Annotated in this window: 14 protein-coding genes and 5 pseudogenes; 11 read left to right on the top strand and 8 right to left on the bottom strand. The window is 58.6% G+C overall.

Going from position 1 to position 24444, the window contains the following annotated elements:
* The first annotated feature begins 594 nt into the window (after nucleotides 1–594).
* Genes ACVINW_RS19145 through ACVINW_RS19135 form a run of 3 tightly spaced genes read left to right on the top strand, consistent with a single transcriptional unit; the run spans nucleotide 595 to nucleotide 4343 of the window.
* Complete coding sequence (locus ACVINW_RS19145) at nucleotides 595–1035, top strand: very short patch repair endonuclease (RefSeq protein ID WP_456752727.1); 441 nt, start codon at nucleotides 595–597, stop codon at nucleotides 1033–1035.
* On the top strand, nucleotides 1036–3423 hold the full coding sequence (locus ACVINW_RS19140) for an ATP-binding protein (protein WP_456752726.1): 2388 nt from the start codon (nucleotides 1036–1038) through the stop codon (nucleotides 3421–3423).
* Complete coding sequence (locus ACVINW_RS19135) at nucleotides 3420–4343, top strand: hypothetical protein (RefSeq protein WP_456752725.1); 924 nt, start codon at nucleotides 3420–3422, stop codon at nucleotides 4341–4343. Before ACVINW_RS19140 ends, ACVINW_RS19135 begins: the two co-directional genes overlap by 4 nt.
* Here ACVINW_RS19135 and ACVINW_RS19130 read toward each other — a convergent pair.
* Nucleotides 4293–5567: a DNA cytosine methyltransferase gene (locus ACVINW_RS19130; RefSeq protein WP_456752724.1), complete on the bottom strand. Its 1275-nt coding sequence runs from the start codon at nucleotides 5565–5567 to the stop codon at nucleotides 4293–4295. The genes ACVINW_RS19135 and ACVINW_RS19130 overlap by 51 nt on opposite strands.
* A 519-nt stretch (nucleotides 5568–6086) precedes the next feature.
* Between ACVINW_RS19130 and ACVINW_RS19125 the strand changes: the two are divergent.
* Nucleotides 6087–6479: pseudogene (locus ACVINW_RS19125) on the top strand (IS21 family transposase); the annotation flags it as partial.
* A gap of 477 nt (nucleotides 6480–6956) precedes the next feature.
* Here the strand turns inward: ACVINW_RS19125 and ACVINW_RS19120 are convergent.
* Both ACVINW_RS19120 and ACVINW_RS19115 read right to left on the bottom strand, forming a co-directional pair.
* On the bottom strand, nucleotides 6957–7781 hold the full coding sequence (locus tag ACVINW_RS19120; protein WP_456752723.1) for a PD-(D/E)XK nuclease domain-containing protein: 825 nt from the start codon (nucleotides 7779–7781) through the stop codon (nucleotides 6957–6959).
* On the bottom strand, nucleotides 7768–8592 hold the full coding sequence (locus ACVINW_RS19115; protein WP_456752722.1) for a hypothetical protein: 825 nt from the start codon (nucleotides 8590–8592) through the stop codon (nucleotides 7768–7770). Before ACVINW_RS19115 ends, ACVINW_RS19120 begins: the two co-directional genes overlap by 14 nt.
* Before the next feature lie 1723 nt (nucleotides 8593–10315).
* Between ACVINW_RS19115 and ACVINW_RS19110 the strand changes: the two are divergent.
* From ACVINW_RS19110 to ACVINW_RS19100, 3 genes and pseudogenes are all read left to right on the top strand, one after another.
* A pseudogene (locus ACVINW_RS19110) lies at nucleotides 10316–11714 on the top strand (IS1380 family transposase).
* Nucleotides 11715–12890: 1176 nt separating this feature from the next.
* Nucleotides 12891–13763 carry an isocitrate lyase/phosphoenolpyruvate mutase family protein gene (locus ACVINW_RS19105; RefSeq protein WP_456752721.1) on the top strand — a complete coding sequence of 291 codons (873 nt, stop codon included), beginning with the start codon at nucleotides 12891–12893 and terminating at the stop codon, nucleotides 13761–13763.
* Nucleotides 13764–14155: 392 nt separating this feature from the next.
* The gene (locus tag ACVINW_RS19100) at nucleotides 14156–15064 is read left to right on the top strand and encodes a LysR family transcriptional regulator (protein WP_456756440.1); all 909 of its coding nucleotides are present in this window, start codon (nucleotides 14156–14158) and stop codon (nucleotides 15062–15064) included.
* Nucleotides 15065–15308: 244 nt separating this feature from the next.
* Here the strand turns inward: ACVINW_RS19100 and ACVINW_RS19095 are convergent, their stop codons facing one another.
* From ACVINW_RS19095 to ACVINW_RS19085, 3 genes and pseudogenes are all read right to left on the bottom strand, one after another.
* Entirely contained in the window at nucleotides 15309–15953 is a 645-nt protein-coding gene (locus ACVINW_RS19095) for a DUF2285 domain-containing protein (RefSeq protein WP_456752720.1), read from the bottom strand.
* A gap of 13 nt (nucleotides 15954–15966) precedes the next feature.
* Nucleotides 15967–16095 (bottom strand): annotated as a pseudogene (locus ACVINW_RS19090) (transcriptional regulator domain-containing protein); the annotation flags it as partial.
* A gap of 164 nt (nucleotides 16096–16259) precedes the next feature.
* Complete coding sequence (locus ACVINW_RS19085; RefSeq protein WP_456756439.1) at nucleotides 16260–16484, bottom strand: DNA -binding domain-containing protein; 225 nt, start codon at nucleotides 16482–16484, stop codon at nucleotides 16260–16262.
* A gap of 740 nt (nucleotides 16485–17224) precedes the next feature.
* Here ACVINW_RS19085 and ACVINW_RS19080 point away from each other — a divergent pair.
* On the top strand, nucleotides 17225–17557 hold the full coding sequence (locus ACVINW_RS19080) for a helix-turn-helix domain-containing protein (RefSeq protein WP_456752719.1): 333 nt from the start codon (nucleotides 17225–17227) through the stop codon (nucleotides 17555–17557).
* A gap of 208 nt (nucleotides 17558–17765) precedes the next feature.
* Nucleotides 17766–17990 carry a helix-turn-helix domain-containing protein gene (locus ACVINW_RS19075; protein ID WP_456752718.1) on the top strand — a complete coding sequence of 75 codons (225 nt, stop codon included), beginning with the start codon at nucleotides 17766–17768 and terminating at the stop codon, nucleotides 17988–17990.
* 611 nt (nucleotides 17991–18601) lie between these two features.
* Here ACVINW_RS19075 and ACVINW_RS19070 read toward each other — a convergent pair.
* Together ACVINW_RS19070 and ACVINW_RS19065 are read right to left on the bottom strand one after the other, a co-directional pair.
* Nucleotides 18602–20001 (bottom strand): annotated as a pseudogene (locus ACVINW_RS19070) (IS1380 family transposase).
* Nucleotides 20002–20144: 143 nt separating this feature from the next.
* Nucleotides 20145–20366: pseudogene (locus ACVINW_RS19065) on the bottom strand (NTP transferase domain-containing protein); the annotation flags it as partial.
* 1352 nt (nucleotides 20367–21718) lie between these two features.
* Between ACVINW_RS19065 and ACVINW_RS19060 the strand changes: the two are divergent.
* Together ACVINW_RS19060 and ACVINW_RS19055 are read left to right on the top strand one after the other, a co-directional pair.
* Complete coding sequence (locus ACVINW_RS19060) at nucleotides 21719–22498, top strand: amidohydrolase family protein (RefSeq protein WP_456752717.1); 780 nt, start codon at nucleotides 21719–21721, stop codon at nucleotides 22496–22498.
* A 1711-nt stretch (nucleotides 22499–24209) separates the two neighbouring features.
* A complete protein-coding gene (locus ACVINW_RS19055) occupies nucleotides 24210–24419 on the top strand; it encodes a hypothetical protein (RefSeq protein WP_456752716.1) in 210 nt (69 codons plus the stop codon).
* The last annotated feature ends 25 nt before the right edge of the window (nucleotides 24420–24444 follow it).

Below are 24444 nucleotides of genomic sequence, written 5' to 3'. Positions count from 1 at the left end.
GGACCAACCTATTGGCATCCGCCCTATCCTGCTCCAGGCTTGATGACGATTGCCGAGGCGAAGGGCTATGTGGCTGGTTTAGGACCGCGATATGTAGACACCGGTCAGTGCCAGTACTGCATGAAAGGGCAAGTCGGCGCCCCGAGGCTGTGAACGCATGCGCCTGCCGCTCCCAATGCTAAGCTGCTCAATCCGTGGGCGGAATGGGCTGTATTCGCTTTGCCGGAACGCCATTTGCGCCGTATAGATGGACCGATGCGGGCGTGGCGGAACTGGTAGGCGCATCGGACTTAAACCATTGAGTACCCTGGGGAAACCCTGGGTGCAAAACTGCTCAAAGTCGGGGAAACCTTCACTGGCAATCCCGAGCCAAGCCCCCGCCCAGAGGGAAGGTGTAGAGACTAGACGGGCAGCACCTACAGCGGACAAACGCCAGGGTGAAGGGATAGTCCGGACGCCGGATGGGCGGCGGCGAAAGCCGAAGTGGTATTGAAAATCCGTGGGGCCGCAAGGCCTGTGCCGGTTCGAGTCCGGCCGCCCGCACCACAACCGACGTGTATAACCTAAACGTAGGGTTGAAGCCCTGGCCCCAAGATGGATACTCTAACTAAGGCGCAACGCAGCGAACGCATGGCACGCATACGGAGCAAGGACACGACTCCAGAGCTTGCTGTACGCCAAGCTTTGTTTGCTCTCGGTTACCGATACCAATTGCACCGTCAAGATTTGCCCGGAAAGCCCGACTTAGTCTTCCCATCAAGGAAAAAAGTAGTGTTCGTTCATGGCTGCTTTTGGCATGCGCATGCCGGCTGCAGCGTTGCCAACATGCCAAAGAGCCGCACTGAATTTTGGCAGGCCAAGTTCCAGCGGAACGTAGAGCGTGACAAAGTGAACAAGCGCGCGCTGCGCCGGATGGGCTGGAGCACGCTGACGGTTTGGGAGTGCGAGATCAAGCACACCGACCGCCTTGTGCGGCGCGTGACGAATTACTTGGGCCCTAAAAGGGCCAAGAAAAACAAGGGAAGATCGTCTTAGATGGCGAGCGAAACGTCCACCACAAGGTCCAAGAAGGCTGCTGCCAAGGAAACACTCACGTTTGACGTGAGCACTGGTCTCAAGCGCGTGCTGGGCAGCGAGCTCATTACGGACGATGAGGTTGCAATCTTCGAATTGGTCAAGAACTCGTTCGATGCGGGCGCCGGCAAGGTCCATATTTTCTTCGGGCCGAGCAACGTGATCGTGGCCGATAATGGCCGCGGCATGTCCTACAAGGACATCAACGACAAATGGCTGTTCGTCGCCTACTCGTCGAAGCGCGAAGCCAAGCAGTCCAAGGATTTCCGCAATATCGTCGCCGACCGCACGCACTATGCAGGCAGCAAGGGCATCGGGCGGTTTTCTTCGGATCGGCTCGGCAGCCAAGTCATCTTGCAGACCCGGCCGAAGGCCGAGGACACTGTCCACCGGCTCGACGTCAACTGGAGCCTATTCGACAAGAATGACCAGGAGCATTTCGATGAGGTCCCGGTCGACTACCGAGCGACTAAATCATTCGACCTGCCCGGCGAGCTGCAGAAGTTTGGGGACAAACTACGCACCGGGACCGTCATTGAGGTCCGCAACTTGCGGCACAAGTGGGGGCGGCAGTCCTTGCTTGCGCTAAAAGCGTCGCTCGCCAAGCTGATCAACCCGTTTGGGTCCACAACCGACCGTTTTACCATCGAGATTACGGCACCGGCCGAAGCCGACGAGGATAAGGAGGCGCGCGCAAAGGCGACCAAGGCTGGAAACGAGGCCTTGCCAGGGGCGGTCGTCAACGGCTTGGTCGGCAATCCCATCTTCAGCACGCTCAAGGAAAAGACCACCTTCATCTCGGTTTCGATTGACAATGGAAAGATCACGACCGAGCTGACCGATCGTGGTGAAGTCATCTACAAGATCCGCGAGCCCAACCCCTATAAGCACCTGGATGGCTCGAACTTCCATTGCGAAATCTACTACCTCAACACGTCTTCGAAGCAGACATTTGCCCGCCGTGCGGGCTTGCCGTCGGTGCAGTTTGGGTCGGTTTTTCTTTTCCGCAACAATTTCCGGGTTTATCCGGTCGGCGAAGTCACCGATGACTGGTTCGGTTTCGACCGCCGCAAGCAGCAGGGGTTCAGCCGCTTCCTCGGTACGCGTGAAGTGATTGGCCGCGTCGACGTATTCGGCTCCGACGAAGACTTCCAGGAAGCGTCGAGCCGCAACCAGGGCCTCATCGACACGCCAGCCGCACGCCAGCTGCGCGAGGCGGTGATGAGGCATTGCCTCCAGCGCCTTGAGAAGTACGTGGTGCCCGTCTCGTGGGTCGATCCGGACGATGCCAACACGGGCGACCTTTCGCGGTTAATGACAGACCAGGGTCGGGCTCGCGTCACCAAGGCGGTGGCTAGCCTCGTCGACAACGACGAGGTTGAGCTGCTCGATTACAGCAAGCGGCTCGTCAGCATCGTCAACGAGCGGTCCAACGAGTTTGAAACCTCCCTCGGCGGCTTGCGCGCGATTGCTGAAAAGACCGGCAACAAGCCTCTCATGGAAAAGCTCACTAAGGCCGAACGGCGTTTCGAGGAGCTACGTAAGTCGGCGGTAGAAGCCCACAAGATAGCGGACCGTGAGCGTGCGGCCAGCGAAGCTGCCGTGGAGCGCGCGGAAACGGCCGAGGCAACCGCCGAAATTGAGCGTCGTCGCGCTCACTTCCTCGAATCGGCCGTCAAGGTCGACGCGAAGACTATCCTGAACTTGCACCATCAAGTCACAATCTACGCGGTAGTTGTCGCCCAACAGATCGAGAATTTCCTCAGTGCGACTGCCGGCCAGAAGTCTATCCCCAGGGAAGCCGTATTGGAGGCGATGGAGCAAATCGCCTTCCTTAACAACAAGGTCATGGCTATTACTCGATTTGCGTCCAAGGCCAACTTCCAGCTCGATTCGGAGATGGTCGAGGGTGATGTCACGGCGTTCATCGCCGAGTACATAGAGAATATCGCGAAAGTGACCGGTTCAGCCCGCATGCGCATCGTCGTTGAGAACGAGCATCCAGGCTTGAAGATGCGGTTCAATCCGATCGATATTTCCATCGTCGTCGATAACTTGATCAGCAATGCGCGCCGCGCCAAGGCGTCACGCATCAGCTTCAAGCTCGAAGCCGTCGACAAGGGCGCCCTGCTCATGACCGTCCATGACAACGGGCAAGGGTTGGCACGGGGCGTCGATCCCAAGCGTATCTTCGACATGGGCTATACGACCACCCGTGGGTCGGGCTTGGGTCTCTATCACGTAAGGCAAGTGTTGGGGGAAATTGGCGGCACAATTGACTTGTCGGACAATGACGGGCGTGGCGCAGCCTTTGCCATTAGGATTGGGGTCGGTAAGAGGGGCAAATGAGGTTAGATTTCAACGTTCTGTGGGTCGATGACCAACCAAGGGCTATCCAGGACCAAATCACGCGCATCGCTGGCTACATGAAAGAACAGGGGTTTCACTTCAATCCTGCTCTTTGCCATACGATGGATGCCCTTGAGGGCAAGCTCAACGAAGATGTCTTCGTCGACGAAGTCGATATGGTGCTAGTCGACTGGGACCTCGGTGCCGACGCTAAGGGTCAGGACGCGATCGAGCGCATCCGCGAGAAAATTCGATACAAGGACGTCGTGTTTTACTCTGCACAAACGACGCCGGGTGAGCTTATGAACTTGGTGCGCGCGCACGACCTCGAAGGCGTTTACTGCTGCACCCGGACGGATCTCGTCAATGAAGTGGAAGGCGTATTCGATTCCTTGATCAAGAAGGTGCTCGACCTTGACCATACCAGGGGCATCGTCATGGGTGCGACGAGCGACGTCGACCACATGGTCAACGAGTGCCTTGGAACCATCCATGCCTCGTTAGAGGACGAAGGAAAGAAGCAGTTCATCGCGACAGCCCTTGCTGCCGTGGAAAAAAAGCTGAAAGAACTCACGAAAATTGCCGAGAAGCTGAGGACCGAGACAGACATCGCGAGGTTCTACAAGGCGCACATGTTGTTCACATCGATGGAGCGCCTGAAGCTGCTCAAGAGCGCTTTGAAGGAAGGCGGCTCGCACGAAAATCCTGGTGCCCACGCCAGCGTAGCCAAGTACATGGACGAAGTCGTGCCTGAGCGGAACGACCTCGGCCACGTCGTGCTCGTGCCCGAAGGCAAGCCAACCCTGGTCGTCAACGCCGTAGGCGCCCAAGTGAGCCTGGAGGACATGCGGGTCCTCCGTTGCACGATCCTAGACGTGCGCGCTGAATTCCGCAGCTTGTTGAAGACGCTTGGCAGCTGATTGGGACTTACGCTTGGGTGCCGTCATTGCCTTCATCAAGAATTCGCCGATGGCCCTGGCGACCAGCGGAGGCACCGCATTTGCGACCTGGGTGAAGCGTGGGACTTCAACCCGGCGCAAGTGGCCGCCGGTAGTGTACTTGCCCTTGAACTCAAACCAATCCGGAAATGACTGCAAGCGCGCATTCTCGCGCACGGTAAGCGTCCTCGGCTCGGCGTAGTGCAGCAAATCGTCCGGCATGCTGGTTATCGTCGGCGACGGCATGTCGGGGTCGAGCACGCGGAGGGCGCGCTTCTTCAAGCCGAACTTGTTGCGGACTTCCTCATTGATTGACGTGTTGAGCCGCCCTTCGGCGTGGCTCAGCTCGATGATCTGCCGGAAACGGTCGGCGATGGCCTCGTCGTGCCGGGCCAGCCTCAAGTCGGTCGGATGGGCTGCACCAGCGTTCATAAGCTTCTGGTACTTAGTCAGCGGCGCCTTGTATTTGGTCTCAAGGAAGCCAGCCGTATCACGAGAATCCTGCGTGCCATTGCGCACGGTTTCCAGGTCAGAGATTGCGGACTTCGATGATACCGGCGCTTGCAGGCCAATTGACCGCAGGAACGACGGCAATTCCATTTTTAGCTCTTCAAAGGGATCCTTCACGCCGAGCGAGCGGCTGGTCGCAAGCACGAAATAACGCGTCCGTCGTTGGGGTACCCCGAACGCGGACAAATCCAGCAAGGCGTCATGGACGTCATAGTCAACAGCTAATGCTGTGCGAAGCTTGCTGGCGTAGTTAGCACCTGTCTCGAAGTCGGACGTGAATCCGCGGACGTTCTCAATGAGCACCACCTTCGGCTTCAGCAGCTTGACCAGCTTGAGGTATGAGGAGAACAGCTTGTTGCGGGGATCATCATGGCGCCGACGCCCCGCGCTGGAGAACCCCTGGCACGGCGGTCCACCGACGAGAAGGTCCACGCTTCCTTGTAGTTTTTTTAACGATTGGCCATGCTTCGACAGCAGCGATTGGATGCCGATGGGCTCCCTGGGAAGCCATTTCGGCCACGCGAACTTGTGCGAACCCTGCCCTTCGACGAGGTTGGCCTTGAGCGTCGCAAAGGCGAAATCGTCGTGTTCGATTGCGAACAATCCACGCCATCCGGCCTGCAGCAAGCCCAATGACAGGCCCCCACACCCCGCGAAGGCGTCGACAAAGACCGGTGGCTTCAGGGAGGGCTTCATTACCATGTCGGGACGACAATCGTGCTCATGCAGGCACTATGCCGTGGATTCGATGGCCGCGCCAGGTCAAAGTCTAGCCCCAGAGTCTTAACCATTGCCTCTATGTCATGGGAGCCACACCACGCCTGCTCCGTGGCAGGAAGGCGAGCGCGGTTCTACTGCGTCGCAGGCGTTTTCCGTGCGGTGGCTGTAGGACTCGCGCGCCGCAGATTAAATTGGCCCTGAGGTATCTGCACTTTCGAGATTGGTTTCTGGTAACCGAGGCGATCAATTTCTACGTGACGGTCACCGGCAATGTCCCCCCACATGGAAGCTGGTGCGCGTAACCGCCCCCACCGCTGCGACATTCTTAACGGGGCCCGCAAGGACACTAACGTTCATCTTGAGCAGCATGGGGCGACCAACTCCGGGACTGAACGGCGGTCCTCCAAATACCTCGGCCATGGACAGCCAAATCCTCTCCTCGATCTTGGGGCAAGCTATGCCTGCGAGCAAACCATAGCTCGCACGGTCCCGTTGGTTCGGCTGGCCATCCGACCGTTCGAGGCCGTAGGCCTGAGCTGGCCGTTGCCCGGAGAACTCACGGACGCGGCCCTATAGGCCCTTCTGCTCGCCAAGGCCGGCAACGGCAACCGGCAGGGTCACCGCCGCATCGCCGAGCCCGACTGGGCGGCGGTGCACCGCGAGCTCAAGCGCAAGCACGTGACGCCGTCGATCCTGTGGGAGGAGTACATTGCCGCCGAGCCCGGCGGATACCGGTACTCGCGCTTCCGTGAGCTCTACCGCGCCTGGGAGGGGCGCCTGTCGGTGACGATGCGCCAGTCGCACGCGGCCGGCGACAAATTGTTCGTCGACCACGCAGGCGACGGCGTGCCGGTGGTGGTCGATCGCCTCACTGGCATAAAACATCAAGACCTTTCCATACTTCTTTGCATGCAATGCGCCTTGCCTGAGGGGTCGCGAATGCCAGATCATTATCGTACAATTGCTATCTTTTCGGTCAGCCTGGATGAAAGGCCGAAGCCCACGGTCGTCATTCATCGAGATGGCAAGCTTGAGCCCGACAATCCTGACCTTCACCTCGAGGAAGTGAATGTCGTGCTGCAGATGGAGGACGATTGGGTCGACATTACGCCTGCGCAGTACAGGGCGATGATCCAGTTGGTGCGCCTTGTGCTACATCAGCAGCCGCTTGCGCGGATCGTCTTCGAGGGAGGCGCTCGCCTTGGGGCTTGGACTACTTGCCTCGCTATGACCGTGCCCGTCACGGCGTTGCCGATGGTATGCGTATTCGGCCGACGAAGATTCAGGAGTTCCTGGCACGCAAGAAACCTCTGCATCCGGTTATAAGGCGCCGCACTTTTCCGTTGCGCAAGCGAAAAGGCGCGCCTACTCGCCAGGTCCATTAAGGACGATCGGAATCCAGTTCGCGCTTACGCCGGCTTCACGGAAAATCTCGACAACATCCTCTTGCGTATAGAATGCCCCCCGTTGGTAGAGGACCGCATAAAAATTTCGCCAATCGGGATGCCCGCCATACCCCCGCATGTCTGCGAATACCTGGTCAAGGTGGTTCTTCATGCCCTCTTTCGTTCGCAGATATTTATATTCAACTGCAGCGAAGAGTGACGGGACGCCTATGTCCGGTTTGTATGTTTTAAAGCTCTTTGCAATCGCAACTTCCCTGCGCGCGTCCAAGAATGCGAGTTTTAGGATACCGAATACCGCATCACGAACTTGAGTTTCGCGATCCGGCGTGGTCTTGGCTTGCTCGATGATTTTGGCGGTGTTCCGCAGCATTGTCTCAAGTACGCTCAGCCCGGTTACCGCTCCTCCAAGCGCGACGGCGGCCATGGGTTCGTAGAAGCCCCATGCATCCGCCAAGGCGGGACAATACTGCTCTCCGGCGGTGGAACTGTACGCAAGTGAGGTTAGCTTCGCATCGCTGCCGTGGGCTTTCAGCTTCTTGCGTATATCCTTTGCAAAGTCGGGCATATGCAATCGTTCGGCCAGCATCTGACACTCGCGAAAGGCCGTGCGGGTGCGATGTGCCAGCAGCTCCTCTGCATCTTGCAGTTCATCATTGTTGGGGTCCTCGAGTTCGTCCGAGCTGCTCCCCTCGATAATCTTTACATAATGGCGTTCAGCTTCAGCGGCTCGACTGAGAGTCTCGGCTATCCTGATCGCAAGAAGTTGCTCTTCACGCCCAGCCATATCTATTTCCCTTGTTTTCAACCTCGCAGAGTCTATCGCGCCACCGCCCGGTCATCAACGAGGCGAGCTCAGGTAATGGGCACCCGAATACAAGTCGTCGGTCGCGCAGCCACGTGCTTTGCAATGCCACCACCCAGCAGCGGATCGGCGGAGTCAGGTTGAAGCCCAGAATCGGGCCGCCACTCATTTTCCGCACGCTTGCGAGCGCACGGTCCGGATCAAGCTCACCTACGAACCGAGGATAGCGTGTCGTCGGTATACCATCCGGAGGTTCGTTCAAACGCTTAACAGCGAACATTGTTGCCGAGGCGTGATCGGAGGTGTATTCGGCCGGAAGGCGCAACATCAAGTGAAGATCAAACTGAACGACGTGCTCACGTACCCAATTCTCTTCGGCCAAGGCAACCATTTTGTTGGCGGCCAGCAGGTTCACATAGTAGGGCCTCAAGGCAATGACGCCGAAATCCAGGCCTTCCTCGGCGTCGTCGATGAAGAACATTTCGGCGCTTTTGAGATCAAAGGGGATTGGCAGGTCACAGATGCGCTCGGCCCCGAAATTGTCCTGCAGAACAGCGCTGAGGATCTCGACTTTCTCACTCTTGAGCGCTTCATGCAGTTCACTAAGGATATGGTCGGCGGTCAGCAGAAAGTTGCGTCCATCAATGTGAAGAAGCGTGCACGCAAATGCCCTGAAGCTTGGCAGCGGGTCCAGTGAGACCTTTTCCCTGAACGTCACGCAAAGAGCGACAAGGTGGCGACCGAACGACTGGACAAACGCCGATCCGTTCTTCTCATCATCCGAGCCGCTCATCATCATCCTCGTGGAAGAAATTTCACCGGAAGGGAGACAGCCGGAGTTGTTCGATATTCGAGTTCTTCGCTGACGATCCTATATCATGGAGCCATTATTCGCCCTGCGGCGCCTTGCTCCTGAACCTGGCGAGCTGGGGCTTGCTGAAGCCCGGCACTTCCGCCAACGCAGCGCGCACGCCGAGTGTCGAGTGTCGAGTGTCGAACGCCTAATCACCTACGCAACCACAAACTTAAAAGAAACAGGACAACGATCGTGAACGCGGCGGCAATACCGAACGTTCCCTCACCACTCACCGTCATTAAGCCGAAACCGAACTGGATTCTGTCCATGGCACCTCTCCTTAAATTTCGAGAGATGCTTTTCGGGGGCGATTTATTTGTGCGCCGGAGCGGGATCGCTTGGCAAGGGGGCCGTCAGGAAAATTTGAAAATAGCCTAGAATGTAGACCGAAACCTACATCCCTGTAGACCACAAAGTACACCTCGGTGGTAGTCGCGGTGAACATGCAAGGTACGTCGTGCAATTAATTGCAGTGGTCATTGCGATGGAGCACGTCTTTGGCTCATCTGTGATGGCATGATTCGCGGCAGCTATGGTAACATCAGCTTTCCTGCGGCGCCCGTTGCCGAACTTCCGCTAGAGCCTTTACCCACGGCGGATGTTCATCGGCGTCGCTGAAGTAAAACGGCCTCGCCTTCACAATTTGCGGCCTCCCAGAACACGGCCCCCTTGGCCTGGGCAGCGCGGCCCGTAGGCATGGCTCGCCCTGAAATGCCTGTGAGCCGCCATAAGAACGAGAACAACAAGCCGAGCGGAACGGGAAGCCACCGCACGGCGGAAGTGGCTGATCATCGCCAATGCCGAAGTGTCGGCATTGGCGCCGGTTCGATTAGAAGCTCTACGTGAAGCTCCTTGTATGCAGATCCCTCGCCCGGCCCCGCTTGAACTCACTCAACCAATAAGCCCCCTCCAGCGTAACAAAGCCGCCCTTCACATCGATGCATGATGCCGGCGGAAGGCGAGTACCGCGCCCCACCCCATCATTGCCACTAATCCAGCGTGAAGGCCGCAGCATCCCAGGCTGTGCGGCACCAAACGCCTCCTGCTCCTCAGGCGGCCTGATTTTCGAGTGCGGCCCAAGCATGGACTTGCTGATAGCGCTTGGGGGCTCAGGTAGTATTGGGCACCCATTGAACAGCTGATCAAAGAAGACCTCGCTTACGGGGATCTGGGTGGCCACCCGAAAGGTGCCGGCCGGCGCAGCTTCATCGGTAGCCGGTTCCCATTGCAGCTCTATCTGCTGGTTTTGAAGGGCTCGCCTGCCAGCCCTTGCCAATTGCTCAACCAATTCCCCCTGGAGAGGCGTCCTGCAAAAGGCGCTTACGACGGTTGTCATCTCTCAGACCTGAAGAATCCCAATCCTCAGCAGGCACTATTCTCATGCCGGCTCATTCCTTTTTTGAGTTCTGTTGAGAACTTGCAGCCAAAGCTCTGGAATCAGGCAACACCTTCGGCAAATGCGTCCATCCAATACTAACGGGCAATGCCGACCAGACGCGTGAGACCAAGGGTTTCTGCCAACACTGTGCCCTGCTACGGGTCGACGAGACCCGGCGCGACGCCTAGCCCGCATTTCTCACAGTGTTGAGGCGCATCGGGGCGCGAATCAGCGAAAGTTCTTTTGCGAGAAGGACTTTGCGGTGATTCAAGGAATGCCCCGATGCCGACAGAGTGTAGCGCAGAACGGTTTGATTTTGGAGTGGTGGAAGGTCGGGCTGTGGAAGCGGCCTTTGATGCTGGCCTGGTGACGTCGGATGCTGGAGCGTTGCTTCTGGGCGCCACCGATCGAGCGATCGATCTGGTGGGGCGTTTTGCAGATTGCTTTCGCGATCATCGCCGTCCGGACTTGATCGAGCATGCGGTCGGTACGTTGGTCGGACAACGGGTTTTTGGCATTGCACTTGGCTACGAAGATCTCAACGATCACGACGAGCTGCGGCACGACCCGCTTATGGCGGTGCTGGCGGGCAAGCTCGAGGCCAAGCGCGAGGACTGCGCACCGGTGGCCGGCAAGTCGACGCTGAACCGGCTGGAGCTGAGCCGAAACGAGCCTTCGCGCTATCACAAGATCGCCTACGACGCGGCGGCGATCGAGTCGTTGCCCGTGACGCTGTTTCTGGAGGCGCACCAGCGACCGCCGGCGCAGATCATCCTCGATCTCGACGCCACCGACGACCCCCCTGCACGGGCATCAGGAAGGACGCTTCTTCCACGGCTATTACGACTGCTACTGCTATCTGCCGTTGTACGTGTTCAGCGGACGGCATCTGCTGGCGGCCAAGCTGCGCCCCTCCGATATCGACGCCAGCGCGGGCAGCGCCGCGGAGGTCGAGCGGATTGTCCGGCAAATCCGCGCCCAGTGGCCGTTCGTGCGCATCCTGCTGCGAGCGGATTCGGGCTTTGCGCGCGAGGTGCTGATGACGTGGTGCGAACAGAACCGCGTGGATTATCTGTTCGGGCTCGCCCGCAACACGCGCCTGGTCGCCATGATCGAAGAGGAGCTTGCCACGGCTCGAGCTGCGGCCGAGAAGACCGGTCGCCCGGCGCGCCGCTTCAAGGACTTCCAATGGAGCACGCGCGACACCTGGAGCCGAAGGCGCCGCGTCGTCGCCAAGGCGGAGTGGACGCAAGGCGAAGCCAATCCGCGCTTCGTCGTAACCTCGCTCAAGCGGGCCGAGGCGGGCGCGCGGCAGCTCTATGAGGACATTTACTGCGCCCGCGGCGAAATGGAAAACCGCATCAAGGAGTGCCAGCTCGATCTCTACGCCGACCGCACTTCCACGGCGACCATGCGCGCCAACCAACTACGGCTGTGGTTCGCCTCGATGGCCTACGTGCTGATCTGTGCCCTGCGGCGCATCGGCCTTGCCGAAACCAACTTTGCCGACGCCACCTGCGGCACCATCCGCCTCAAGCTCCTGAAGATCGGCGCACTGGTGCGTATCAGCGTCCGCCGCATCAAGATCGCCATGGCCTCGGCCTGTCCGGCTGCCGAACCGTGGGGCATCGCCGCGCACCGCCTGGCCGAAGCCGCCGGAGCCCGCGCCTCGCCGGCCTGACACGCGGAGCTGCGACGCGCCAAAACGCCGCATCGCCAACTGGGCCCACTGGAGAAACCTACAACCAAATCCTGCCAGCCGCGCCTTCCCGCGCAGCAACCCTTCATGGCCATGGCTGGCCCACCAAATCGGCGTTGTCAGATCAGTCGGCCCTGTGAGAAATGCGGGCTAGTTCCAGGCCGTTGAAATCGATCGTTCTCGCACGGGAAGAAAAGCACGTTGACATGATACATTCGGAAGCAATAGGCGAGCGACAAACATCAACTCATTTTGATTGGCCCCGATTTGGCGATGGATTGCTCAAACGGCTCTGCGGCTTGTTGACTGTCATGTAGTGGCCATTCCTGTTCAGGACGCCCTCAAGCGTTGCCGGAATCCGAGCGACCGATATGACTTCGGTTGGTCGCTAGTCTAGTTGGCGAGCGTGAGACCGTCGAGGGCCGCGCAGGCCCTGCGGACCGGGACCTGCCATTCGCTGCGGACTTCGTCGACCAGCTTGCGCTTCCGGCCAGGCCTCATAGCTTTCGGCGGATCACGTCCCGCAGCATTCCTTGTCGAGCGGCAGGTCCGGCACCAGCTTCTTCAGCCTTCATCGTCCGTCGGCTCCTCCCGTCGAGGAGATGCGGCAGCGAAAACTCTGGCCAACAATGGTCGAGTTTTCCGGCCTCCGGCAGCTGGCTTGGATTGGCCTCACAGCTGATTTGAGGTTCGTCCGATTCAACGAGCTCTATAAGCCATATGATCTCAACTTTCGATGACTTAATTCAAAAATACGATAAGAAGGTTGGTTAGCGCGGTTGGGAGCGATTAGTGGTTGTCCAAAGTTTGTGAACTTCGCTGGTGTTCTAGTTTGTCTCTCATTACAGAACGGCTCAAAGTTGTCCGCTCCCGTGAAACCAGGGCCATGACAACGCGTTCGGCTGAGCTGCGCGATCGAGTCGCCGATGTGACTAGGCTCAATCAGGGCGAGCCGGATTTCGGCACGCCGGATCGAGGCCGATACCGATTTTGCAATGTATCGGCTCGACGCATTCGCTGTGGCTGTCCTAACCCGCAAGGGCTTCATGGCCTCACCTCATGTCTCCGCATTTCCGGTGCCTCGTCGTTCGAGGACCCCGCCCGGGCGTGCGACCGCATCATCGCCGCCTGCGCCACCCTGTCATGAAGGATCTCCCGGTGTCCCCTGCCAAACGCCTGCGCGCTCGCATGGCCGAGACCGGCCTTGTCCACATCATGGCCACCCATAGCCCGCTTTCCGCGATCCTCGCTGAAGAAGCCGGATTCGATGGCCTGTGGGCCTCCGGCTTTGAGCTGTCGGCGCTTTACGGGCTTTCAGACATGAGTCTGATCTCGATGACACAGCACCTCGATATGCTGCGGGCGATCGCCGGATGCGCGACGCTGCCAATCGTCGCCGACATTGATACGGGCTATGGCAATGCGATCAATGTGGTTCATGCCATCAGAGAATACGAGCGCGCCGGCGCCAGCGCCGTTGTCATCGAGGACAAAACATTTCCGAAGGTGACGAGCCTTGCTGCCGACGGACGCCAGGAGCTACTGCGCATCGAGGAGTTCCAGGGGAAGATCGAGGCCGCTGTTGCGACAAGACGGGACCCGAATTTTCTCGTCATTGCCCGCACTGAAGCCCTGATCGCGGGGCTTGGCGAGGCGGACGCTCTGCAGCGGGCGAAAGCCTATGTGGAGGCTGGTGCCGACATGATCCTGATCCATTCGAAACCGAAGAATCCTTCCGAAATCGAAAGCTTTTCGCGCGCCTGGACCCAATCGGTGCCGCTGGTGATCGTGCCAAACGCCTACCCGGATCTCGACGCGGAGCGAGTCAAGACGCTCGGCAATATCCGCATGATGATCTACGGCAATTACGGCATCCGCGCTGCGACAACTTGCATGCAGGAGACCTTCCGCCGAATCATCGCCGATGGCGGCGTCCAGAACGTCCATAAGGATATTCTGCCAGTGGAGGAGATTTTCAGGCTTCAGAAGATGCACGAGATCAGGGCGGCTGAGGCTCGCTTCCTTCGCTGAACGCGACCTTTAGTATCCTCCTTAATCAAGGAGATCCTGAAACGATACTCGGCGCTCGAGCTCCGCTCCAGCGCCATTCTGACACTATTGGGAACGCTTGGGCAATCGACCTTGGCCTTTGTTGCGGGCTCTCTCAACGGCAGGATAAGTCATCGCGGCCGACCATCCTCCAAGGCCCGTTTGAAGATCCAGTTCTGAAGAAAGTCATCGACGGCGATTGAATTTAGCGAGGCGAAGCGTACGGATCGCACCATGGAGCCGATTCTGTGCGCGAGATATCGCTGATAAGCAGTAATCCGGCTGTACAATCGAATAATGTGATGGAGCATTCGTTCATGGCAATGGCCTGCCGTCGCAGTCAGCGGGCATTCCAGAAGCTACCGGAGCAGAAGATGGCTGCCGAACACGATGAAGTGCCCCTCAATGCAATCCGGGCGTTTGTGACCATTGCGCGCGAAGGAAGCGTAACGCGCGCGGCTGACGCATTGGGGACAACACAGAGCTCAGTCAGCCGTTATCTGGCCGTGCTGCAGGGCTATCTGGGCACAGACCTCGTCGAGCGACGCGGTCGGCGAAGCGAATTAACGGAGTTCGGAAGGGTTTTTGCCAACACCGTCGCCGAGCCACTCGAAACAATCTGCTTCACCGCGAGGCGAATGCGCAGGCGGAAGCGTCCTGACGCCAATCGGATTGTGGTCCGCACGTCGCTTTCTACCTTCGCTTCTGCTCTTCTGATTCCAAATCTCCAGGCATTTTCCGCTGAGGTAGGGGGCGTGACTGTGGATGTTATTAGCTCGCTCTCCCCACCGACATCTTCCGACGATTTCGACATCTTGATCACACGTGACCTTTGCGTCGTCGAACCGGCGGATAATTGGGAAATCTACAATGAGACCCTCGTATGCGTAGGCTCTCCGAATCACGTCGCGGGAAAAACGCTCTCAATTGCTCGTTCAATGCCAATTCTGAACATTACATCCCGGCCCGACATACTGCCCACGTGGCTAAGGGCGATGAACCTGACTGCGAACGACATAAAGTCGGGAGCCCGCTACGATCACAATTATCTTGCTTTGCCGGCGGCGATAACGGGAAAATGCCTGCTGGTAGCGCCAGAGATCATTGTCAGCGATCTCGTCCGTGGGGGCGTGCTACATGCGATACCAGGATCGCGTGCTCCAAGCGGCATGCAGTATCGGGCCTATGCGGTCGACCGTAGTGACAATCCCGAAATCGCCCGTGCCTTTTGCCGATGGGTGGCTCGGCTCTGCAAGAAGGCCGCAATCCCGGAAGCCGCCTAATATCGCATGAGCTGATACCACGAACTAGGCATATAGACACGGACACCGCAAACCAACGTGGCCGAAGCTGGTCGTTTAAGCGGCGAGACGAATAGTCCAAACCAGCCATTCGCCTATGGCCCTTCCGCGGTCACGAAAACCGAGCCGAAGTAGTGGTATCCAGAGGATACCAAGCGGAAGGATGACATCAGTTAGCTTACCTGCGAGGGGCTATTTTCCGGGACCGCGGCTAACCGATCAGAGCTTAAGATTCATCGTACTTGTCTTTGCGCTTGTGACGCAGCAAGGCGCGATAACCGCCACGGATGAGACGCAGCCCCTTCTTGACCAGACGGACGATCAGGCTGCGAACATCGCTTGTTTTCCATCCTCGATCGGGAATGCGATGCGCGCCGAACAGGCCCTCCGCGATTTCGCGATAGCTGTTTCCTTCCAGCCATCCATCTGCGGCACGCAAAGCAAGGATGAGCCGATGCCGGGTCTGGATCGGCAGAGCACGTGGGGACGACCCGAGCGGACGCTTTTCGAGCGCTCGCCAAAAGCGCTGTGCCGCCTGCGAACGAATGTCGAAATCGCGGTCGAGTGGGAGATCGACGACAATCATTGAGCGTCTCGATGGCAGTTCTCTCAGCCAAAGGCGGTGCTTCGCTCCTCCGAGCGGCACGATGGCATGCCATCCATCTGGCGCCCGACGAAGTTCGCTGCCCGTTAGTTTTCCGAGATCCAGGTCGTATCGTCTGGACGATCTCAAACCGATAATTGGGTGGACGGGCAGCACGCTCGACAGCGCCTCGGGCGCCCAGAAAATGGCTTGTTTGTCGAACGGCGTTCGTGGATCCGGGGCGAAACGAAAGCCCCCACTTTCCTCGGAAGTGATCCGTCGTCGCATCCGATCGTTCGCTGCTGGTCAGGACCTCATAATCTCTCTCATACTCAAGGTCGCGACGTAGACATTCCCAGGCAATGTCCTCCGTTTCTACCGTCCTGGCGTCAGGATATGCTTGCTTCGATCTCCAGTCAGCGGCTGCCATCGTACTTTCTTCCCCGCACGTTCATGCAAGGAAATTGCAGCCCACGATTGTGACGATTTCTGGTTGTGCCAATGGGTTTGTTCAATATTGATCCGCTCCGTCGATGGAACAATCAATTTTTGCGATTAGCTGGACAAGAAATCAGTCCGCTTCAAGTGCATCCATTATTCACTCTTCGGCCAACCGCGTCGCAGGAGATGACGATAGCCGTGACGCGCCATCCATTTGGCGCGAGCCAAATGAGTGTCGAAAGCACGGCGCGCGCGATCGGGCTCAAGGACCGGATCAACACCAAGCACAATGCGCGCGACTTCGCGCCAATCTGCATTATCCGCCTGTGCATCGAGAAGGCGCAGGTAGGTAACGACGTGCTGCTCATCGTATGGCATAAGCTCAGGCGCGCTGGGCGCCACATCTGCGATCTTCGGATCGGCCGACACTCCTGGAACTCCTAGCAAACTGAAAAACTCTATAGAAATCTGGGCGACGGTAGCCCGCTTCACGGCATCTTGGTACCGGATTGATTGCCGCAGTCTACAAAATGTTTCCTCGCAGAAACATCGATTGGAGGCGGCTATCGGATATCTCGTGGCCTCGTTCCGTCGTTCTCTCGATTTCGCTCGCTCCGACCTTCGCCGGTGTTGATTTGACCGCGTCCATATCGCTCGGAGCGCGATGAGCAGATTTGCGTCCTGCAGGCCTGTGCTCGCTTGTTGCCTTCGAGTAGGAATCGACGCGTGGGGTTTGGCTGACGCACCCGTTGCCTCCTCTCGCCGGCCGATGATGGCCGCTCGGTTTGGTCGGCCGGCGAGAACATTGTTCTCGATTCCGATCCCCAAGGGAGAAAGTTTGCTGTTTGGTCGCGCCGCCTTGAAGAAAGCCGCGGTAATCCCGGTTAGCCATCCATTTTGCGGCCGCCAAATGGCTGACGAGCGGTTCGCGAGCGCGCACTGGCCGAGATCTGGATCGATATGCAACACGGTCCGATCAACCTCTTTCCGTCGGCGTCGGCGGCTTCCGGATCGAGAAGTCGCCAGCAAGTCATCAGATGCCGCGCGCCACGGGCAACAGCACTGAACTATCCGAACGAGGATCAGCGACGGTTCAGTGGTGGGGTCCGGATGATCTTATGCGCGCGCAGCAGAGCGACGCAGTTCCGGTTCACAACGAGCGTGAGACGTCATTTTGTCAAGTATATCGAGGTGCAGTATATCGAGCAAGCGGCATCCTTTCTCGCATGGACTTGCGGGAAACATTCGCCACCAATTTGCGCCGTCTGCGCAATGCGAGGGGATGGTCGCAGGACGAGCTTGCCTTCGAGGCAAAGATAAGCCGGGGCTATTTGAGCGAGCTTGAAACGGCCGAGCACTATGTCAGCATCAAAATCATAGGTCGCCTTGCCGAAAAGCTCGACGTTGAGCCTGCTGAGTTCCTTAAACGCCCTGCTAAGAGGGGGCGCTAGCTAGACCCATCCCAAGATGCGGTCTTGCTCTCAATCCATTTCTTCTGGCTACCGTAGCCGCTGAATGCTGGCCCAGGAGGTCATTTCCGCAGGATGACCTGGCGCATGTGCAGCAAACCGAAGCAGCTCTGGTTCAAAATGTGCAGATACGATATTTTGTGAAGTATATCGAGGTGCAGTATGTCGGGCAAACGGCTTTCTGTCCCGCATGGATTTGCGGGAGACATTTGCTACTAATTTGCGCCGTCTGCGCAATAAGAGGAGATGGTCCCAGGACGAACTTGCCTTCGAGGCCGAGATAAGCCGGAGCTATTTGAGTAAACTTGAAAAGGGCGTGTACTACGTCAGTATCAAAATCATAGGTCGTCTTGCCGAAAAGCTCGAGGTTGAGCCTGCCGAGTTCTTGAAACGGCCCGCAAAGAAGGACCGCTAGAACGCCCCAATACACCTCTTACTCTCAATCCATTTCTTCTCGTCAGTTCGGTAACCCTTGAATGCTGGTCTAGTGATTTCCGGCGGCCGGGAATGGGCTTCCGGCGGCCACCATGGATTCGAGAAGGGCCCGACGCACGACCGCGCCGATGTGGTCGTTGGAATGCACGCGACGATCTCCATGGCGACACCATCAGCAAGCAAGCTTAGAGCGGCCCAACATCTGCGACGACCACTGGGCCATAACTTCACGGCATCGAGTTGGTTTGAAGCAGTTCGAAGGTCAAGGCGACGAGCTCGCCGGGATCAGACACTAGAGAAACAGCGTGCTATGTGGTCTTGAAGGGCTCAGGGACATGTCCACGAGGCTTGGTGCTCGCCCGAACGGAGCCCGACCGGGCGGGACCCTTTGCTCACTCGCCATTGCTGCGCGGCCGCATCTAGCCCGCATTTCTCACAGGGCCGACTGATCTGACAACGCCGATTTGGTGGGCCAGCCATGGCCATGAAGGGTTGCTGCGCGGGAAGGCGCGGCTGGCAGGATTTGGTTGTAGGTTTCTCCAGTGGGCCCAGTTGGCGATGCGGCGTTTTGGCGCGTCGCAGCTCCGCGTGTCAGGCCGGCGAGGCGCGGGCTCCGGCGGCTTCGGCCAGGCGGTGCGCGGCGATGCCCCACGGTTCGGCAGCCGGACAGGCCGAGGCCATGGCGATCTTGATGCGGCGGACGCTGATACGCACCAGTGCGCCGATCTTCAGGAGCTTGAGGCGGATGGGTGCCGCAGGTGGCGTCGGCAAAGTTGGTTTCGGCAAGGCCGATGCGCCGCAGGGCACAGATCAGCACGTAGGCCATCGAGGCGAACCACAGCCGTAGTTGGTTGGCGCGCATGGTCGCCGTGGAAGTGCGGTCGGCGTAGAGATCGAGCTGGCACTCCTTGATGCGGTTTTCCATTTCGCCGCGGGCGCAGTAAATGTCCTCATAGAGCTGCCGCGCGCCCGCCTCGGCCCGCTTGAGCGAGGTTACGACGAAGCGCGGATTGGCTTCGCCTTGCGTCCACTCCGCCTTGGCGACGACGCGGCGCCTTCGGCTCCAGGTGTCGCGCGTGCTCCATTGGAAGTCCTTGAAGCGGCGCGCCGGGCGACCGGTCTTCTCGGCCGCAGCTCGAGCCGTGGCAAGCTCCTCTTCGATCATGGCGACCAGGCGCGTGTTGCGGGCGAGCCCGAACAGATAATCCACGCGGTTCTGTTCGCACCACGTCATCAGCACCTCGCGCGCAAAGCCCGAATCCGCTCGCAGCAGGATGCGCACGAACGGCCACTGGGCGCGGATTTGCCGGACAATCCGCTCGACCTCCGCGGCGCTGCCCGCGCTGGCGTCGATATCGGAGGGGCGCAGCTTGGCCGCCAGCAGATGCCGTCCGCTGAACACGTACAACGGCAGATAGCAGTAGCAGTCGTAATAGCCGTGGAAGAAGCGTCCTTCCTGATGCCCGTGCAGGGGGGTCGTCGGTGGCGTCGAGATCGAGGATGATCTGCGCCGGCGGTCGCTGGTGCGCCTCCAGAAACAGCGTCACGGGCAACGACTCGATCGCCGCCGCGTCGTAGGCGATCTTGTGATAGCGCGAAGGCTCGTTTCGGCTCAGCTCCAGCCGGTTCAGCGTCGACTTGCCGGCCACCGGTGCGCAGTCCTCGCGCTTGGCCTCGAGCTTGCCCGCCAGCACCGCCATAAGCGGGTCGTGCCGCAGCTCGTCGTGATCGTTGAGATCTTCGTAGCCAAGTGCAATGCCAAAAACCCGTTGTCCGACCAACGTACCGACCGCATGCTCGATCAAGTCCGGACGGCGATGATCGCGAAAGCAATCTGCAAAACGCCCCACCAGATCGATCGCTCGATCGGTGGCGCCCAGAAGCAACGCTCCAGCATCCGACGTCACCAGGCCAGCATCAAAGGCCGCTTCCACAGCCCGACCTTCCACCACTCCAAAATCAAACCGTTCTGCGCTACACTCTGTCGGCATCGGGGCATTCCTTGAATCACCGCAAAGTCCTTCTCGCAAAAGAACTTTCGCTGATTCGCGCCCCGATGCGCCTCAACACTGTGAGAAATGCGGGCTAGAACTGGATACAACGTTCGCCACCCTCGTCCTCGAACAGATTCGCGCAGATCGGCGCGTTCAAGGAAGCGGTTGGCGATGTATTCCGTTGATCTGATAGCCCTTATAGCCGCAACAGATCACGAAATCATTGATGCCATTGTGCGAGTAGATTTTTAGACGTGCCACAGAATCAGCTTGCCGCCGATCTCGATCGTGGGCTTGGGCCGAAGTTGTGCTTCCTCGGAGATTCGGGATCCAGAGCCACCCGCGAGGATCACAGCTTTCACCGCCGGCTCCGTTGCCGGCTATCCGCCGGTTGTTGCTTGGCTTCATGGCGGGATTGCTCCGCCTGCCCCACGCGGCGTACGGGCTTCAACAAACGCCGCCGCCTGTAAGCGTCCGGATCATTCTCTTCGTGGGCGGGGATTTTCAGCCTAGCGGCAGCAACCTGGTCCCGCCCGTCCGGCTGAGGCTATGGCACCGGCTTGGTCAAGATGATGTAAGCCCTCTGGATCCGCACCGACGGGCAGAGCCAGCGAAGTCCGCTCCGGCAACACGGACCTTTCCTTCGCGAAGTTTGTCTCTCGGCACATGCCCCTTCCTGCCAACCTGATAGACGAGGCCTCCATGGATCGGCCTCGACGAACTTTTAACGGACCTGAGCCCGGCAATCCGCTCCCCAAATTGGTAGCATCGATCACCACCTCAGTGAGAAGCGTTGGTCTTTTGCGGATCAGTTGGCGTTAGAACGCTTGTCAGGCAGATGTAAATCAACGACTGGTATTCTAGCGCCCAAACGCGACACGCAAGCAATCAGGACGCGGCGAAACACAACATCCATTGCGATCACGAGCGATCAGATATTTGTCAGAGCATCGTGAGAACCGTCCGAATTGAGCAAGGCCCCGTTAGATCAAACGCGAGCATCCGTTCAGGGATGATGCTCGCGATGGCGCCCCCCAGGGGTGAAGTCGCTCTCGCCAGCTAGTCCTGGCCGACTGATCGGAAGTCTCCTCTGTTTGTCCTGGAAAGTGTTCCATCTTCAGCGAGCGACGAGATCCGATAAATCATCGCCACTGACCTCCTTTGATCGCGCGACACAATCGCTGCGCCGGGCGAGGCATGAGTGCAAGCGCCGGATCGGGGTCTGACTGCAGGGCCCGGTCAGGCGAGCGACTGCGACGATAGCGGACCATATTCCGGTCTCCGCGCGCGATCGAGCATCTCTCAAGCTCGCCGAATTCCAAAGCCCTGAACGAGGAAAAGTCTGCAGCGGACCAAACTCGCGTGTTAACTCCGTCCAAAACGTACGAACTATTGAGCTGCTTTTGTCAGCGATTGTCCCTGCTTATGGTTCGCGCTAAAGGACAACAAGAAGGATGGCATTCCAAGCTGATGATCAATTAGAATATACAGCGAGCCCGTACTGCGATGACGAGCCAGCATTCCGCTCTGCAACGCGCGCCCATCGGCGAGATCTTGAAGGCGGCGCCCCGAGATCTGGAGGCGCAGCGGGACGCCGCTCGCTACGACTCAAGAAGGCTGCAAGTGTCTACGGCCGCCGGACGGCCGTCGACGAGCTAGCGAACTGCGGCCAGGCGCGCCCCGTGCTGGTTGGGGTGTGGGGCGAGGACACACCATGAGGATCGACCGCGAGGCCCACGTCTTCCGCCAGGAGACCCGCCTGATCGCACCCGTCATCGACGGCTCCCTGGAACGGCTAGCGAAAGCTTCGCATAACTGCGCCATCACCGGGCTGGTGCTGGTCCAACCCTCTTTCCTGCACAGCGATCCAACAGAGCTCTTCGCCCAGGCCAGTCACGCACGTATGCCTGTGAGGCTCATTCCGCCCCTCGTGCAACCGCTGGCGACCAAGGTGCTGGAGAAGTGGGGCCGATCAGGCGCCGCGGGTTTGGCGCTAAGCCTCGACGGTCTTGATCCGCTGACCGAGTCCCTCGAGACTGCTCTCCAACTGGGCTTCCACCTGGAGGTGTCTGGCGGAGTCGAAGGGCGAGAGCGTTTCGCAGAGCAACTGCTGGCCGACGGGCATCGTCTAGTGTTCCGAGACTTCGGACTTGCGGATAGAGCGCACGATCCCACCCTGGATCCGCGCTTGGGGCAGCTCATCGCACTCGCTGAAGGCGCTGAGGTTTGGGTGAAGCTGTCGGGAATCGGGCGTGTCCCGGATGATTGGGCCAGGGCAGCGGCGGGTAAGCTGCTGGACCGGCTCGGGCCGAAACAACTGCTCTGGGGGTCGGAGTGGCCGCACGTGTCGGCCGCCCACGCCTATGCGCCATCCTATGCGGACACGTTGGCCTGGCTTGAGGAACTCGTCCCGGACGAGGACGCTATAGGACAAATTCTCGGCGAGACCCCTGCCGCCCTCTACGATTTCCGCAACCAAAACCTGTGTACTTGAGCAAATAGCGAAATGCACATGTGCACGGCAAGCGAGCCTTCCGGACTTTGGCCGCACCGAAAGCAGCACTTTGCTTGATGGGAGGCGGCAGCTCGAGCTTGTTCATCAGAAACCGGCACCGCAGTCGCCGGAATCCGTAGACCGCGACAAGCAGGCCGCCCAGCAGCGGGCACGGTTGGGCTTTTTGACCCGGACGTAGGTCAGTCTGCGGCCGGCACACCGCAAGCCCATGAAGTCACCAAGGGATGCATGAGCATGAACTTGTCGAACTCCATTCTGGGGCCTCGCATTATCGACTTTCGCATTTGTTGGCAGGCATCGCCGTGGCAACCGGGTTGCCCGCGACGAACCGATTTTGGGTCATTGTTCGTAACTGTGCGAACGCGTTCAAATATGAGTTCGAGACCGACGATCATCCAGAAACCTGCGAAATCGAGCGCGATGGTCCCCGGCGCGAGATGCGTTGCTCGACAATCGATGCAAGGGATGGTCGAATAGCTGTGCTTTGCCGCGTCCGATAAGCAGATTATCAATACAGTTTCGGCTCACGCGTTCAGGTCAAGGGCAGCGGTCGGATTTCGCCGAGGCGCCGCGCCCGCGAGATTCCCGACGTTAAAAGGCAACACGTCGTCGGACCGGTCACAGGCCGGAAAGCAATGAGAGCCCGTTCCCAGAACTTCACTCCTGTCCAGCGCCAATCCGGCCATCGCGGATTTGATCAAATCTCGCGAGGCGAATTCGGCAGATCGAGAGCGACGTGGAGATCGGCCTAGTATTGCGCTCGAGTTCATATTCATCAGCTAGATACAGGAGCGTTTACGCTATCCTTTCAAGTGGTGCCGCAGCTCGGCATGCGTGACGTCCGGCTTGCCACCACAGTTTCCAGAACTAATTGGCACTTCGCCTCAATGCGCCGCGATTGCATCTCGTCGTTGCTGTTCGGAAGAGATGTCGTCCGTTTCCTTCCCCCGTCGGCGGATTGCGCTGATGCCGAAGCGCCAGCGACCTGTCGACACGATAGACCGCCATAAATCGGTGATTATCCGTTAGCGAAAATCAAGGGTAACGTGCCCTGGCCATACATCCCGGCCTTCTTCGCCAACATGAAGCTTGACTCTGACTCGAGGCGTCCTGGAATCCTCGGCGATTCATTCAGATCGACCATGGTCAGATAGGTAGCAAACCCAGACACTAAAACTGGCACTCGCGAGCATACAGGCTTGGGCTCTGTATGAGAGGTAAGACAGACAAGTGGCAACAGCGGACCCCTGCCAATCCTTTTTCAAAACCGCTGGCTTGGCGAGACGCCCGCGATGGGGATGCAAGTTGGACGTTGGGCACGTTCCGGACGAAATGAAGCGCTATGATTTGGACGACGAAGTTGGAGATATGTACGATCCGTACAGAACTTCATGGTTTCAACAGTAGCCTCTAACCGAAATTTGGTCGCGCATCACTTGCGCGGCATGATACTGAGATTGCGACTTATGATCTCAGAGCTCTCATTTATGCGGCGCCGGGGCCGCGACGGAAGTTGCGAGCCAGACTTGTATGAAGGCTCAAATATTCGCCGACAAAACATCAGCAATCCACCGAACAAATACTCACCGGGCAACGAGCGATGATTGTCGATGACGGGGGTCATCGCGAACAGCCGGCTGAGTTATGGCGAGCACAATCATCGCGCTTGGCGCGCAGCGGGGTAAGTAGCTTGGACACCACGGAAGATAAAATTGAGGCGGCTGAGCCGCCCGCAAAAGTCAAGTCCGTCGCCGCCACCATCCTTGGCGAGTTCTTCGATGTTCTGGAGAAAGAGGAAGGCCTCAGCGAAGTCGCGCCGGGCCTCCGCAAGGTCGTACTTGGAGACGGCATTTTCCAGGAATCCTCCATACGAGCCGCCCTGTTTCCGGATGCTTCATGATCCGGATCGACACGATACATATTAA

This window comes from Bradyrhizobium sp. USDA 4461 (assembly GCF_054055655.1).
The sequence above is the reverse complement of the archived record's forward strand: the minus strand, read 5'-3'. Positions and strand labels throughout refer to the sequence as shown.